Origin of the sequence: Microcoleus sp. S28C3, from assembly GCF_036700785.1 — a bacterium.
GTDB classification, from domain to species: Bacteria; Cyanobacteriota; Cyanobacteriia; order Cyanobacteriales; family Microcoleaceae; genus Microcoleus; species Microcoleus asticus.
In genome coordinates this window covers 90,686-105,125 of record NZ_JAUBPO010000007.1, presented here as the reverse complement: position 1 = coordinate 105,125, position 14,440 = coordinate 90,686, and the positions used below count along the sequence as shown (strand labels likewise).

Annotated in this window: 15 protein-coding genes; 8 read left to right on the top strand and 7 right to left on the bottom strand. The window is 47.0% G+C overall.

The annotated features are described in order from the left end of the window. Positions 1–597 precede the first annotated feature (597 nt). Positions 598–1,539, top strand: a complete 942-nt coding sequence (locus QUA13_RS04195) for a M23 family metallopeptidase (protein ID WP_333196862.1) — start codon at positions 598–600, stop codon at positions 1,537–1,539. 208 nt (positions 1,540–1,747) lie between these two features. Then, positions 1,748–2,284 carry a late competence development ComFB family protein gene (locus QUA13_RS04190; protein WP_006631395.1) on the top strand — a complete coding sequence of 179 codons (537 nt, stop codon included), beginning with the start codon at positions 1,748–1,750 and terminating at the stop codon, positions 2,282–2,284. Positions 2,285–2,531: 247 nt separating this feature from the next. Here the strand turns inward: QUA13_RS04190 and psb29 are convergent, their stop codons facing one another. Further along, complete coding sequence (gene psb29 / locus QUA13_RS04185) at positions 2,532–3,245, bottom strand: photosystem II biogenesis protein Psp29 (protein ID WP_333196861.1); 714 nt, start codon at positions 3,243–3,245, stop codon at positions 2,532–2,534. 340 nt (positions 3,246–3,585) lie between these two features. Between psb29 and QUA13_RS04180 the strand changes: the two genes are divergently transcribed. Further along, complete coding sequence (locus QUA13_RS04180) at positions 3,586–4,206, top strand: chromophore lyase CpcT/CpeT (protein ID WP_333196855.1); 621 nt, start codon at positions 3,586–3,588, stop codon at positions 4,204–4,206. A gap of 245 nt (positions 4,207–4,451) precedes the next feature. Here the strand turns inward: QUA13_RS04180 and QUA13_RS04175 are convergent, their stop codons facing one another. Both QUA13_RS04175 and hemF read right to left on the bottom strand, forming a co-directional pair. Further along, positions 4,452–4,814, bottom strand: a complete 363-nt coding sequence (locus tag QUA13_RS04175) for an STAS domain-containing protein (protein WP_006631392.1) — start codon at positions 4,812–4,814, stop codon at positions 4,452–4,454. A 57-nt stretch (positions 4,815–4,871) separates the two neighbouring features. Then, positions 4,872–5,915, bottom strand: a complete 1,044-nt coding sequence (hemF, locus tag QUA13_RS04170; RefSeq protein WP_333196853.1) for an oxygen-dependent coproporphyrinogen oxidase — start codon at positions 5,913–5,915, stop codon at positions 4,872–4,874. Between the two features lie 281 nt (positions 5,916–6,196). Between hemF and QUA13_RS04165 the strand changes: the two genes are divergently transcribed. From QUA13_RS04165 to QUA13_RS04155, 3 genes are all read left to right on the top strand, one after another. After that, entirely contained in the window at positions 6,197–7,267 is a 1,071-nt protein-coding gene (locus tag QUA13_RS04165; RefSeq protein WP_172186736.1) for an Mrp/NBP35 family ATP-binding protein, read from the top strand. A 131-nt stretch (positions 7,268–7,398) separates the two neighbouring features. Then, positions 7,399–7,590: an NAD(P)H dehydrogenase subunit NdhS gene (locus tag QUA13_RS04160; protein ID WP_172186737.1), complete on the top strand. Its 192-nt coding sequence runs from the start codon at positions 7,399–7,401 to the stop codon at positions 7,588–7,590. Between the two features lie 159 nt (positions 7,591–7,749). Continuing rightward, positions 7,750–8,418: an HAS-barrel domain-containing protein gene (locus tag QUA13_RS04155; RefSeq protein WP_333196850.1), complete on the top strand. Its 669-nt coding sequence runs from the start codon at positions 7,750–7,752 to the stop codon at positions 8,416–8,418. An 8-nt stretch (positions 8,419–8,426) separates the two neighbouring features. Here the strand turns inward: QUA13_RS04155 and QUA13_RS04150 are convergent, their stop codons facing one another. Together QUA13_RS04150 and QUA13_RS04145 are read right to left on the bottom strand one after the other, a co-directional pair. Further along, positions 8,427–8,657 carry a DUF7336 domain-containing protein gene (locus QUA13_RS04150; protein WP_333196849.1) on the bottom strand — a complete coding sequence of 77 codons (231 nt, stop codon included), beginning with the start codon at positions 8,655–8,657 and terminating at the stop codon, positions 8,427–8,429. Positions 8,658–8,730: 73 nt separating this feature from the next. After that, positions 8,731–8,973, bottom strand: a complete 243-nt coding sequence (locus QUA13_RS04145) for a helix-turn-helix transcriptional regulator (protein WP_333196847.1) — start codon at positions 8,971–8,973, stop codon at positions 8,731–8,733. Positions 8,974–9,088: 115 nt separating this feature from the next. Between QUA13_RS04145 and QUA13_RS04140 the strand changes: the two genes are divergently transcribed. Further along, entirely contained in the window at positions 9,089–9,340 is a 252-nt protein-coding gene (locus QUA13_RS04140; RefSeq protein ID WP_333196846.1) for a peptide ABC transporter substrate-binding protein, read from the top strand. A 173-nt stretch (positions 9,341–9,513) separates the two neighbouring features. Then, positions 9,514–9,822 (top strand): Rieske (2Fe-2S) protein, encoded by a 309-nt coding sequence (locus QUA13_RS04135; protein WP_333196845.1) that lies wholly within the window; start codon positions 9,514–9,516, stop codon positions 9,820–9,822. 143 nt (positions 9,823–9,965) lie between these two features. On the opposite strand, the gene QUA13_RS04130 is transcribed toward QUA13_RS04135, so the two are convergent. Both QUA13_RS04130 and xrtO read right to left on the bottom strand, forming a co-directional pair. After that, the gene (locus QUA13_RS04130; RefSeq protein WP_333196843.1) at positions 9,966–12,875 is read right to left on the bottom strand and encodes a TIGR02921 family PEP-CTERM protein; all 2,910 of its coding nucleotides are present in this window, start codon (positions 12,873–12,875) and stop codon (positions 9,966–9,968) included. Then, positions 12,850–14,439: an exosortase O gene (gene xrtO, locus QUA13_RS04125; protein WP_333196841.1), complete on the bottom strand. Its 1,590-nt coding sequence runs from the start codon at positions 14,437–14,439 to the stop codon at positions 12,850–12,852. Before xrtO ends, QUA13_RS04130 begins: the two co-directional genes overlap by 26 nt. Position 14,440 lies beyond the last annotated feature (1 nt).

The window sequence follows — 14,440 nt, the reverse complement described above, 5'->3', positions numbered from 1 at the left end:
TGATTTTAAATCACCCTAACCTTCCTTCAGTCTTGTCTTATGGTACTCTGGCTGCTTAAAAACTGTCCGAACTATTGATTTGAGAGGAGATATTTAAATTGAGAATCAATAGTATTTTGCCAAAAACAGGCTACAATAACTAAAGAGTTTGAGGAATGTCATCGGAAAATAAACTGCCAAGGAAGTATTGATTTAACAGCAGATGAGTTAACAATAATTATGTCGCATCGCCGTGATATAACTAATATTAATTGTTAAAAGTTATACCACAGTAGTTAGGGCCGATCAAATATAATCCCATCCGGTTATAGATGAAGAGTGTTTCTGTTCAAACTTCGGCTGTTCTGGATTTGTGGTGGTGGAAACGGTAGTGTGAGCGTCTGGCTCAAGCGGGCTTTCCTCCCCGCATTACAAGAATTTTTATTATTGTTATCACCTCAAGTTAAGTATTAATTTAAGTTAGTCTCTCATCTCCAAATCTTTGAGTTTCCCAAGCTTTTTAGCTGCGGCTGTTTCTTTCGACTGATTGAGGGTTGCTATAGTGAGTCTAGATTGTTAAAAATATCTCAGCGAGAGAAAGGTTAAGGACACCTAGTGATGATAATGAGTGTGAGTGGAGGCAACGGCGGGCTAAGTGGGGAAATAGTTACGGGTAGGATTTTGCGGTGGCGGCAGTTGAAAGCACACAAGCTAACCGCCAGTTCGATCGGGGGAATTGTTGCTGGCTTACTGAGTTTTGCCCTGCCAGTGCAAGCTTTGCAGGTAGTTGTAACACCGGCAAATCCCGAACTTGGAGATACCCTGTCAGTCATGATTCAGGTTGACGGTAACGGCGGGGAAACTCCCAAAGTGTCTCTACAGCAAAAAAACTACCCCGCATTTCCCATTGGCAACGGACGCTTTCGGGCCCTGCTGCCGACGACGCCTGCTGAGAAACCCGGTGCCCGCCTTGTTCAAGTCGCAGGTGACGGACAAGTGCAGAAGTTAAGCGTGCAAGTGCGCGATCGAGATTTTCCCACTCAATCCATCTGGCTACCGCCTGGGAAAGATGAGGAAGGTACAGATGCGGAGTTCGATCGCGTAGACGCATTTAAAGCACTCGTGACACCCGAAAAATTTTGGGACGGCAAATTGTTGCGCCCCAACTCCGGCGAAATTACTACTATTTACGGAGTTCGCCGATACTATAATGGGGTATTTGCTCAGGACTACTACCACCGCGGCGTCGATTACGCAGGTGCTTACGGTTCGCCTGTAGTCGCACCAGCAGCAGGTCGGGTGTCTCTAGTGGGACGCGAATCTCAAGGGTTCAAAATCCACGGGAATGTCGTTGGTCTCGACCACGGTCAGGGGGTAGCAAGTATTTTGATGCACCTCAGCCGGATTGATGTCAAGGAAGGCGATGTCGTGAAAGCCGGTCAAGTAATTGGTGCTCTGGGGTCAACGGGGGCTTCCACAGGCCCTCACCTGCATTGGGGACTTTACGTGCACGGGCAGTCCGTCGATCCCGTACCTTGGCGGCTTCAGGGAATTGAGTAGGAATTTTTACGGGTTTGGACGAATAAAGCCGTCAATTATGGGGTAAGTTTGTGGCTAGGGTGTGCAGATAACTGTTATGGGTTATCAGTATTGAGTTAGGATTTGTATAAAAATTCTCAACTCAACTCTCAAAACTCGAATCTCAAGACGCTAACAATCGCGTCTTCACAAAACTTTATTGATGATGCCGTTGAGCGGGGACGCATATATGAGTATTGAAAAAATTGTTGAACAAGCTTTGCAGGATGGCTATTTAACGCCCTCTATGGAAGCTGAGGTCGGACGGATCTGCAATACGGCTTCGGAATTGTCCATCGAAGAGTACATGGCTCTCGATCGTCTGATGGGCTCTTTGTTGACTGGCGAAGTTGTGGTTCTGCCACGCAAACAGTTCATCAACGTGATGGAAGAGTTGGTGCTCAGCGATGCGATCGCTAGGGTGGCCGAAATTGAGGCAACGAGCGACCTGAGTCTGGATGTGGGAGATATTGCAGCTTATGCTTTAAATAGGCTGCCGCCTCTGTACGCTACGACGGAAGAGGGAGCTCACTTTCAAAGGGCTAGGGCTAAAGAGCAACTTCACGATTTGATTTCCAAAGAAGTCAACGCAGCGATCGCCCGCAACTTAGACAGGCCCGACACCCCAAACCCCACAGCTTTGGGCAAGTCTTCGGGAAACGAAGTTCTTTCACAGCTAAGCACTTGGCTGCAAGCTAACGCCACTAATTTTGAGCCGCAGCCTTAGTACCACCCCAAAAGCTCTATTTTAGTTAAGTCGATCCCGCTCAATTCAGAAAGCGGGATTTCTAGTTTCTGAGCAACCAACATCTCAAGGCACAAGACCGAAGCCAGAATTCAAGAAAAAAATTAAAATTTAAGAGTTTTTATTTGATGTAAAAAATAAAAAACTCCCTCTTCCTTCTTCCTTGTTCCTGACATCCGTTACATCCGTTATAAAATCCGTTGCCGAACTTCCTTCTTCTTTCAAACAATTAATTGTTGCTGTCAGAAGAGTCACCCAAGGGGCCGACGGTAACTTTTGTCTCTCGTTTTTCGCGTTTTTTTCGTTCCGCTTGGATGACATCTTGAAGCACTATTCGCGCTTGGGCCATTTTTTCCAAATTGCTGCGGTACAAATCTAAATCTTTGCTAACTTTGTCTTCTGGGAGGTGCAATGCCGCACAGACTTTGGCGATCGCGCCGTTTCGCGTTTCTTGATCTTTTACTAAGTTAGGGTCAGCTTTTTCTAACAGCGAGAACAAACCGATCGCGAACAAGCGGCTGTACTTAAATTGAGGGTTGCTGGCGATCGCCCCTAAAGATGCTTGCAAATCCGCTGTATCTTCAAAGCTGGTCGAGCGATCTAGCCACGAGAGCAACTCTTGCCCGGAAAGTCGCTCCGCCAAGCTTTCCAATCTCTGAGCGTCTTGTTTGTAGCGATCGGGATCGTCTTCTAGGGACTTGCACAAAGCGTTAAAAATCGAAACTCTGTCTGCTTCTGGGGCGTACCCGAGCATGAATCGATCGAAAGCTGTCACCACACCCAAAGCATAAATCGGGTCGTATTGAAAATCGGCATTTGCCGAAAGCAAGTGCATTTCTACCATCAACTCTTCCACCACTCGACGGTAAATTGAGTTGATCGGTCGAGTGTGAATCGTATAGAAACTTCGCTTAGTATCTGAAACAGTACGGTTATTGTTCACCTGAGTCTTATAGATAAATAATTTTGCCGTAGCGGGCGTGCCAGCGCGGCGTGAGTAAAGTCGGGGGAGTCTTTGTGCGATCTGGCTGACAAAAATTGCCAGTTTTTTAAGCGTTGCCGCCTCCTTGCGAGACAAAATTTTATCAAAAAGATTTTACGCCCGATCGGCAGCAACAATTAATCTGTCGCACTACGAGAGCCAAACCCCAGTATCTTTACAATCATAGCTCTTCTGGGATCGCTCATAAATCTAATCTTCTGACTTGCCCAGCCCAGGTTTCGCAACCTATATCACAATAAGTTTTTTCTGTCAAGCCATGAACCTGAAAAATCAAACAAACATGACAATTTCTCCTGAATTAAGAGCTTTAGCCCAGTACATGGCGGGCGAATTTGACAACCGGGAACAAGCGCTAGCAGACCCGGCTTGGTACGTCCACCTTCGTTTGTGGCAAAGACCCGTACCCGTTCCTCTTTTTTCCGAACCCAGCATTACTCTGTTTGCCGAACAAGCCAACATTCTGGAATTAGACAAGCCATACCGCCCCCGCATCGTGCAACTGAGGCACTCACAGGTAGCGCCGGGACTTATAGAAGCTCAGTATTATATGTTCCACGACATTGAAGCCGTCAAAGGAGCCGGTTGCAACCCCGACTTGCTTGGAAAGCTAACGAAGGAGCAAATCCAACTCCTCCCCGGCTGCACCCTCTCGGTTGCGGTGCAAAATTTAGCCTCAAACGGCTATCGGTTTCGGGCATCTTTGCCGGAGGGTACTCGCTGCGGCTTTGCCTACGGGGGGCAAAAGTACCAAGTAGACTTGGGGTTTGAAGCTGCAGGCGAGGAATTTCTCAGCTACGACAAAGGAATCAGCCCCACGACAGGCAAGGCTATCTGGGGAGCCTTAATGGGCCCTTTTAGATTTGTCAAGTGTCAGGATTTTGCTGCTGATATATTGGGTTGAACCACAAAGCAACAAGAAAGAAGGAAGAAAGATTTAGTTATCTAGGAGAGAAGGCAAGACTTTACCTTGACATATTCTTCTACTTTAGTGTTTTGGTGAATGTTTCAACCTTTCAAGAAAGGAATAAGGCAGAAGGAAGCAGGCAAAAATTTACCTGCTTCCTGTTCTTCTGCTGGGTTTCTGCGCGCTTCTGAGTCTCAAGCTTAAATTACCCGCGACACTGCAACCGATGCCAGCAGGAGTGCTCAACTTGCGCGCGGCACCCCCTCTAGAGCTTCTTCTTCCGTTTCAAAGATTTCAAACACAGAATCCATCATGGTGACTTCAAACACCAGTTTGGCTTCTGGATGAACATTGCAAATGCGGAAACTTCCCTTAACTTTATCCGCATCCCGCATACCTGCTACAAGTGAGGTCAGGCCAGAACTATCGATAAAGTTAACCTGACCAAGATTCACTACGACATGGCGGCTGAGTTTGGAAATACACTCTTGCAACTTGAGGCGGAATTGCCAAGCTGTAGTGATGTCCAACCGTCCTGTCGGTGCTAAGACGATAACTGTTGTACCGTCTTGAAGCGTGTGGGTTTTTTGATCAATATGAATCACTGACCCTTCCCTCAAATTTATTATCTATCGCGGTGGTTACTGTCCCAGTAGTTTAACTCAGGTCGGTGACTGCTGAGGTATCCAATTCGCCCAATCTTGCGGTTTTAAGAACTTGGAGTAGAGTTCGGCTTCTGGAGAGTTGGGTTCTGGCTCATAGCAGTATTCCCAGCGTACCAAAGGCGGCAGGGACATCAGAATCGATTCGGTGCGTCCGTTGGTTTGCAAGCCAAAGGTCGTGCCTCGATCGTACACTAAGTTAAATTCAACGTAACGGCCGCGGCGGTAAAGTTGGAAATTACGCTCGCGATCGCCGTATTCTTTCGATCGGTGCTTTTCAATTATGGGGGTGTAAGCCGGCAAAAATGCCCGGCCGCAGTCCTGTACAAAAGCGAACAGCGACTCCCAACTCCTAGGTTCCGGCACCCCTATGTTGTTGCTGCACTCAGCAGCCTTCCCTTTGACATTATGGTCGCGGTAAAGCGCGCCTTGAGCGCTTTGGTAGTCAAAAAACAGGCCGCCCACGCCGCGGGTTTCTTGGCGGTGGGGGAGGTAGAAATATTCGTCGCACCAGAGTTTAAAGGTCGGATAATATCCGGGATGGTGGCGATCGCAAGCTGCTTTCAATGTTTTGTGAAAATGAGCTGCATCCTCAGCCAACGGGTAATAAGGAGTCAAATCGACACCGCCGCCAAACCACCAAATCGGCCCAGCCTCAAAATAGCGGTAATTCAGGTGAACCGTAGGCAAGTAGGGATTGCGGGGGTGCAGCACCATCGAAGTGCCAGTTGCATAGAAATCGTGACCGGCAGCTTCTGGGTGCTTTGCCAGAATCAAAGCCGGCAAACTTTCGCCCCAGACTTGGGAAAAATTGACTCCCCCCTGTTCAAAAACATTGCCTTCCCGCATGACGCGAGAACGTCCGCCGCCGCCTTCAGAGCGTTCCCAAGAGTCCTCCTTAAATTTGCCAACGCCATCGACCTGTTCGAGGGATTGACAAATTTCGTCTTGTAGGCTTTTCATAAATTGGCTGACTCTAGCTCTAGAGTCAGCGGGCGGCAAAAACGGGGAAGTGGCGGTTTTAAGTGTGGTAGAAACTGTCATCCGATTTTAGATTTTAGATTTTAGATTTTAGATTTTAGATTTGCGACCACGGCTCAATTCGCCTATTGTGACAAAATTGCTTTCGGTCGTAGAAATTCTTGCCGATCGCATTTGAGTTTGAGATTGACCGTGAGTCCCAAATCCTGTCGTCATGTAATTATGCCACCGCAGGTCTGCAAATGATCGCTATGAAGTTACATTAAAAAATAGCAATAAAAATATACTTAAACCTGCGATCGAAAATTCGCTAACCCAATTGCAGAGCTATGGTGGAGAACACAATGCCCAATACACTCGATGTTAGTTCAGTCTTAGAAATCCTGCGACCCGTGCAAGACCCCGAACTTCAAAAGAGTTTGGTGGAATTGAACATGATTCGTAACATCAAAATTGACGGCGGTGTCGTCAGCTTTACTTTAGTGCTGACAACGCCTGCTTGCCCGCTGCGAGAATTTATTGTCGAAGATTGCCAAAAAGCGGTCAAACAGTTGCCAGGAGTCGAAAAAGTGGCGGTGGAGGTGACAGCCGAGACGCCGCAGCAAAAGGGAGTGGTCGATCGCCAAGGCATTGAAGGAGTGAAAAATATTATCGCAATTTCCAGCGGCAAAGGCGGCGTCGGCAAAAGCACGGTGGCGGTAAATGTGGCAGTAGCACTGGCACAAACAGGTGCTAGGGTGGGTTTGCTGGATGCGGATATCTATGGGCCCAACGACCCCAATATGTTGGGTTTGGGGGACGCAAAAGTGATGGTTAGGGACGGAAAAAGCGGGGAAAGCTTGGAACCCGCTTTCAACTACGGCGTCAAATTGGTGTCGATGGCGTTTTTAATTGACAAAGACCAGCCCGTGATTTGGCGCGGCCCGATGTTGAACGGGATCATTCGGCAGTTCCTCTATCAGGTGAATTGGGGCGATTTAGACTATTTGATTGTCGATATGCCTCCCGGTACTGGAGACGCGCAGTTGACAATGGCGCAAGCGGTGCCGATGGCTGGTGTTGTGATCGTGACGACGCCGCAGACAGTGGCTTTGTTGGACTCCCGCAAGGGTTTAAAGATGTTCCAGCAGTTGGGTGTGTCGGTGTTGGGAATTGTGGAAAACATGAGCTATTTTGTGCCGCCGGATATGCCCGACAAGCAATACGATATTTTCGGTTCCGGCGGCGGGGAAAAGACTGCTGCTGAGTTGGGAGTGCCGCTGTTAGGCCGCATTCCGCTGGAAATTCCGTTGCGGGAAGGTGGCGATTCTGGGGTGCCGATCGTGGTGGGGCAACCGGGTTCTGCTTCAGCTAGGGAGTTGCGGGCGATCGCGGGTCGCATTGCCGGTAAAGTTTCCGTAGCAGCCTTAGCCTAACAAACTCTCGTTTCAGGGCTTTGCCTCGCGTCTTCCTGTTGACGAAGATTTGCCTAGTTCTCAGGCTCTGCTTGGGAACTAGAAACGAGAAACGGTAAGCTATAAAGAGCCAACTTAACATTCCAAGAATTATGATTTTTCCAGGTTCGGCAGTTCGAGTTAAAGATAAGGGTGAGATTTACTACACCTTTCAAGGACAAGTCCAGCGAGTTAGCGACGGGAAAGTTGCGGTACTGTTTGAAGGCGGGAATTGGGACAAGCTGATTACGTTCCGCCTATCGCAGTTGGAACTTGTCGATGCTACGGCTGGTCGCGCGAAATAGTCAGTTGGTTGTTGACAGTTGACAGTTGACAGTTGTCAGTTGTAATTAGTTATTAGTTATTGTTTATTAGTACCCACTTACAAATAATAACCAACTGCCAACTGCCAATAACCAACTGCCAACTGCCAATAACCAACAACCAACTGCCAACTGACTAATATGCGTTTACCTTTACCCCAATTTGCTACAAAAGAGCGCCATCCCGATCGCATTGCTGAGGTGATCGAGACGGCAACTTCTGAGTTTTTGGCTCAATGTTTGGAACCGGAAGACTTAAGCTTTCCCGTGATGCCGCCTTTTGGGAGTTGGGTGAAGGCCGAGGATGAAGAGTCGAAAAATCAAATCTACGGCGTGGTTTATTACGCTACGACTAGCCCGATCGACTCGGTGCACAGAGCTCGCGCTTTGGGTTTGTCGCTGGAAGAGTTGCGGGAGGAACAACCGCAGATTTTTGCGATGCTAAAAACCGAGTTTCGAGTGGCGATTGTCGGGTTTGAGGCTGCGCCGGAAAGGTTGAACGGTCACGGCCCATCGAGGGGTAAAATTTATCAGTATTTGCCGCCGCGCCCGCCGCAAATTCACCAGGCGGTTTATCGCTGCGAACCGGATGAGGTGATTGATTTTACGGTGCAGTTGGATTTTTTGAGGACGCTGCTGGGGGTGACTAATGCGCCGGTGGATGCGCTGACGGCGGCGGCGATTCGTGAGATTTATCAGTTGCGGATGCGCGATCGATCTTGGTTGGTGGAAGCGGGGAGGAGTTTGAGTGTTTTGCTGAAGGATGATTACGACAGGTTGCGGGTGATTTTGAGTCAGATTCATCCGTAGGGTAAAGGTTAAGAATCAGAATAATAAACAGTGACATATCCGTCGATCCAGTGGTCTTTATCCAAGGGATAACAGCTTATATCAAAGCCTTCTGGAGCATCAATAAAACCGGGTTGGGAGAGCATTCTTGCCTTAGCAGCTTCGGCTAATGTTTTAGTCGAATAAATACCGATAATTTTTACGTCTTCGCGGTCGTCTCCGAATTCATGAACGTGCTGAAGAATAAAGACATTAACCATATTCTTAAAATTATTCAAGCATTGCTCTCAAGCATAACTGGCACGGGAGACAATCGCCCGATCGCCCATATTATTACTCTTCGAGTTTTTCCTCCAAATCATCTAAATACAAACGAATGAAATCTGCTGATGCCTGCGGATTAATTTGCGATAGTGCTTTCCGAATGTCCAACACTGCCTCTGCTACAGGATCTCTACTTTCATTGACCCACCGGTGAATGTTGGAACGTCCTACCCCCATTGTCACAGCCAAGCGATTTTGGCTGATGTCGTAAGTTTCCAGCACTTGCTTGAGTGCTTTGCCTGCTTTTCCCATGCCTCAGATTGTCTCAGAGGCCGATCGTTTCGTAAATGTTGCCTATAGGTAACATTCAGGATAGAATGATTTTGTTGCCTATAGGTAACATCAACCGCAAAAACACAAAACGCTGATGCCGAAAAACTTCCTTGCCAATCCCCCAGCAACCGATACTGCTACAGCGACAGTACCTGTAGCAGAGCCTCCGCCACCCGATCGAGAACCCGTCAAAATCCTGCTGATAGGTTCTCCCAAAGCGGTGAGGAGCATCATTCACATCCTTTACTGTTTGGGTTTTGCCTCTGTCAGCGAGTGGAGCCCGCTGCAACCTGCTCAAAAGCCCGGTGAAGTTATGAGCATTCTCATGCGTTACCTGCGGCTGTAGGGGTGATATAACATTCTTTGCGGGCGTGAATTACCGCCAACAGCTTGTACAGTCTATTCAGACTTTAAGAGGTGTTGGCGTTAGAATTAGACCGCGATCGCTCGTTGTTCACTATGCCTTTCGGGCGATCGCCCATTAGTTTGCAATCATTTATTTAAACCGAGAAAGATTATATGTGGGTAGAGATAACAGGGCTGAATCAAGTTCCCGAATGGGATATTTTGAAGGTAAAAGTTGAGGGTAATTCGCTGATTTTGAATCGTCAAGGCATGAATGTTACTTGTTACCGTAATGCTTGCACTCATTTAGAATATCCGATCGACATGGGTAAGGTAAGCGGCGGTATCATTACCTGTCCGTTCCATAAGTATCAGTACAAGTTAGATAGCGGTAAATGTTTGAATGCACCCGCCGATTCCCTGGAATCTTATCCGGTAAAGATTGAGGGCGAGCGCGTTTTTGTGGAGATAGATGAGTCATGATTCATCAGTCATTTACTCGTTACCAAGCTGGAAGCTGTAAGTTAAAATTCTGAAAGATAGCGGTAAATATAGATTGTACGCGATCGTCTGTAGGGACACGGCAATGCCGTGTCCGGCCCGGGGATCTGCGACTTTTAATACTTTCAACCTACCGCTTTCGCGCGCCGCTGGCGGAGGAAAACCGCCAAAAGCCCGATCGCGCCTACCACCAACAGCAGCCATTCTTCCGGTTCAGGAACCCCCGAAACATTCAGAGGATTATTCGGCTTAGTTAACTCCTCTTTACCCGATTCTACTTCTCTGTCAAATCGATCGTTCTTAGCTTCCGCTGCTTTTAGCTGCTGCCTTTGCGCGTCATTAACTAACACAATCATCGAAGAATACGGCGTCACCACTTTGAAATTTTTAGCTACTGCGTGCATCGCATCCAGTTGCGTCAATTGATTGGAACTTTTCTGCTTGCTAAGTGCAGTTATCAACTGCCGCGCAGCTATCGGTTTAAAGCCTTCATTTTCGGCATTTTTTGACTCTGCAACTGCCGCCGATTTGGCGGTTTTTTTCGACTGCGAGGTTTTGGCATAACTCCAAACATAGCCGTCAACAACGCTAACTGTAGATTTGCCTGACGCGGCTGTCGTCGCCACTCGCTGCATCGCCTCTTTCATATCCGTAGCAACTCCGCCGCCACTATCTTGAATAGCCTTTAAAGTTGCGTCGTCGTAGCCGGGGGGCAAACCTCCCAAATGCACTGTCCACAGCGGTGCAGAGATGGAAAGTTTAGGTTTGCGATCGTCTGACAATTCGTAACTGTGGCGATCGCTCACCACAAATACAGTATCGTAACTTTTATCGCCACGCAACTGTGCAAATTGTTGCAGCATATCTTTGAGCTGGATTGTACCGTAAAACGTCACCTTTGCCGCATCGAAATTGCGTACATCTTCCACCAACTTAGGCTGCATTCCCGCAGCGCTGGCGACATACAAATCAACAGCATTTTTGCCTGCTGCATTAGCTTTCAACCATTCAAAAGTATCTTTTACTTCATTATTTTCCGCCGCCATGCTGCGGGAAGTATCGAGAATCACTGCAAACTTTTTGCCTTGCGGTAGCGAGTAATTTGCATCAGTCAGCGGCTTAGCAGAAATGATATTTCCTCCCGGTAGAATCGCCTGCTGCGCTGTTAGCGGTTGCTGTGCGGCTGCGGGCAAAAAGGGTGGCAGCCAAGTTTCTCTTGCTTCTTTCCCGCTGTATTTGACCTCTTTTCCGGCGATCGTGCGGCGAGTATTTTGGTTCCAAAAAATGTTGCGTTTTTCAGCCAAAACAGGCATAGCCCAACCCTGCGGCTGTCGCATGACTTTATAAGTAAGCCACAGGTTCATCTCCGTTGGCGCGTCAGTTTGTGTTCCCGAAAACTCTCGTTTAACCGGAATTGGAAAAGCCCGCAAGCGGTATTGTTTCGGGCCAATTTGTTCTAGCAAAGCCGGATCTACCCTTTCCACTACTTGCTGGTTGTAAATTTGCTGGGCGGCACCGCGAGGCGATACAGTAAATGCAAAACGCTTTTTCAAATCCCCAGTATCTCCCAGCCAAATTCCTGTCACTGAGGCGCTTTCCGGCAAGGAAAAGTAGTAGAATACTTCTTGCAAGTTTGTTGTTTGATTTTTGTAAACTTCGTAGAGTTGAACATCAGCCCAATCGCCGTTTTCTTTGACTGTAACTTCTTGCGACTGCAACCATACTTTTTCCTCATTGACATTCAGCAAACCAGCTTTAGCTTCTTCTCGGTTAAATGTTGACTGCACCGCGTGTTTTACTGCTTCTGTGTCGCCTTTTTGAAGTTCCGTATCGAAGAATTCGCCGTAGAGTTTTTCAGCTTTTTTAACATCTGCACTAGAACCTTTATACAAAAACGGCGACATTAAAAAATTATAGCTATTCTGCACTGTCTGAGCGGCTGCGTCAGGAAAATTCAAAGTATTTTTGTATATCTCATAAATGTGGTTGTTTTCTCCCACAGTGCTGAGGTAGCGGTAAGGGGACAAATAAGCATTGACTAAGCCCGATCGAATCATATCAGACTTGGCTAATAAAGTTTGGCGAACCGTGTCATTGGCGGGCGGAGTCGCCAGCATTTTCAGTGCAGCAACTTGCGGCTGCTGCTGCAAAGCGGCGAAAATAGCCAGCCAAGCTGCTATGACTCCCAAACTTCCGATTATCGCCTGATTTTTCCCGTATTGTGCAGCAAAACTCTGCCATATTTTCCGCCCGGAATGAATGTAGAGAAAGCCGTACAGCGAAGGCATGACAACAAACAAGCTACAGGTTAAACCAAAAAAGATAAAGGATAGCGGTATCCAAATTAAAGCCGATGCCCACGCCCCGTATTTAAACATCTCCAGAAATGGTGATACCCATGTAAATTTGAAAAATTCAATGACTAAAGTGAAAAATCCCGCAACTGTAAATAATCCTACTGGTAGAGCGTAAAACATCAGCAAGGTTGCCGCCCAAATACCAACTACTAGCATTAAACTGTGGCAGCCTAGTTGCAGCCATACACTTCGCTTTTCTCCAATTAAGCTTAAAAAACGAGGCTGTTTATTTTGGGAAGTTTGGGAATCTGAAATGTTTTGAACATTTTCTATTTTCCCTAGATATCCGTACAGCATTTCCACTAAAAATGCTGCAATGCACAAAGCAAGAGTAGCGATGATTTGAGAACTAGCTGGGGTGAGTTCTCGCAGCAGAAACAACCGAAGTAAGCAAAGCAAAAATAAGGGCGTTTCTACTCCGTAAAACAATCGCATTAGCTGCAATGGTTGCTTCCTAAAAGTCCTGAATCCGATTGCGGTAGATATTGTCGGTATTGCTATCAGTGCTGTTAGGGTTAAGAAAAACTCAAGGGGAATAATTCCATCTATTGTGGCTTGAATTAATGGAATTCCTACATAGGGCAAAATTCCGAGATAAACGATTGATAAAAATGTCAGGTTCCACAGCCAAAAAATTGACTGAAAAATTATATTAAATACCAGTTTTAATCTTTTCATTTTTGCCTCTTTTTAAGCTATCATTTACGGCATTGTGTACAGTATTAGCGAAGTTTTGTATTTCAGAATTTGCGGGATTTACAGAACTATCAAATAGAATAGAAACTAGCACCCAAGTATGATTTTTATGGGTAATGTCGCTGCCGATGCGCGACAAGAAGTTATCGGTAGTTTGCTGCGCCGATTGCAGCCAGTAGGCAGCAGATAGTTGGTTGTCTTTGAGAGAGAGCCAGCGCGCAGTTACGGCAGGAGTTAGCTGTTTTTTTTCTATTCGATTGACGGGAATCCCGCTGGCTATAAAACACAGCTCTGGTGCGTGATAAGTTTGCCAAGATGTGCTCGCTACTGTGAGCATGGAACCGCGCAAGTTGCCTGAGACAAATCTCTTTTTTTCTGTTTGGGTGCCTGGGTAATTGCCAAAGAATTTTTGTTCGCTGGCATTCAGCGGGATTGATTCGGATACAATTTGTTCGGGAAATTTCAGGGGGGCGATCGCTAATTTTTCACTTTCTACATGATACAATTGAGAAATTGCACCCAAAACCGCCACCGCCACAATTAGTCCGAGCTTAGCCAGAGGTTGATTTTTGAGTATTTGTAAATCTCGTTGCGAGTTAAAATCAATTTCTTTTGTTTCTTGAAATTTCGGAACTTTTTGCAGCATCAACCAACTTAAGAAGCAAGCGCAGATTAAACCCACAATTCCCAGGGGGACGTGCAGAATTTCTGCATAAGTTTGCTGTTGGAAAACTTGGGCAACCAGCACGAGCACGGCAACCCGTAAAGCGTTAGCAGACACTAACATTAAGAAATTAGCAGCGCATACTGCCAGCCATTTTAAACTCAATTGCCGGCATTCTAACCAGGTAGCAGTTAGCAAAAAGAGCGTACCCACTAAGAGTGTTTTAATGCCGCTGCAAGGCACGTCAACGTGAGCGATGCCGTTTTCCAAAACGATGATATCGTAAGAAGAAATAGCCCCAACGTGCAGCATTGAGAGCAATTGTTCTACTACCTGAGCAGTCAGCACTCGCGCCGGCAAACCTAATCCGTTATTCAACTGAGTGTTGAACGGTAAAATACAAGCCAGCAAGCCCGCAACTGGCAAGTTTTTTCGCCAAAAGTTCGGCTCCACCAATAAGCCGCACAGCCCGTAAGTTCCGAGGATAAATAGCAGGACAGTAATTTGTTTGATATCAATTATGCACTGAAGGGCGATCGAGCAAATACCCGCACCCAACATCAACAGCAGCGGATATCGCCTCAAAACGAAATTTGGCGAAAATCCCGGCGGGCGATCCTCTTCGAGGGCTGCGCTAACGGAGTTCCCAGTCGATCGCACTACTAATGCTACAATCAAAAAAGCAATTACTATCTTGTACAGTGTGGGTATCTCAACAAGCGAGGATAACAGCCACTTAACTGCCGAGATATTAGCCCAAAACCAAGCAAGCGCTAACAAAAAAGGAGCCAGCCAAACCAAATTAACCCCTGAATTGGGACTGACAGCATCTGGAAGGTCAGAATTGGGAATATTGGTGCGCTGCATGATACCGCTTGACATT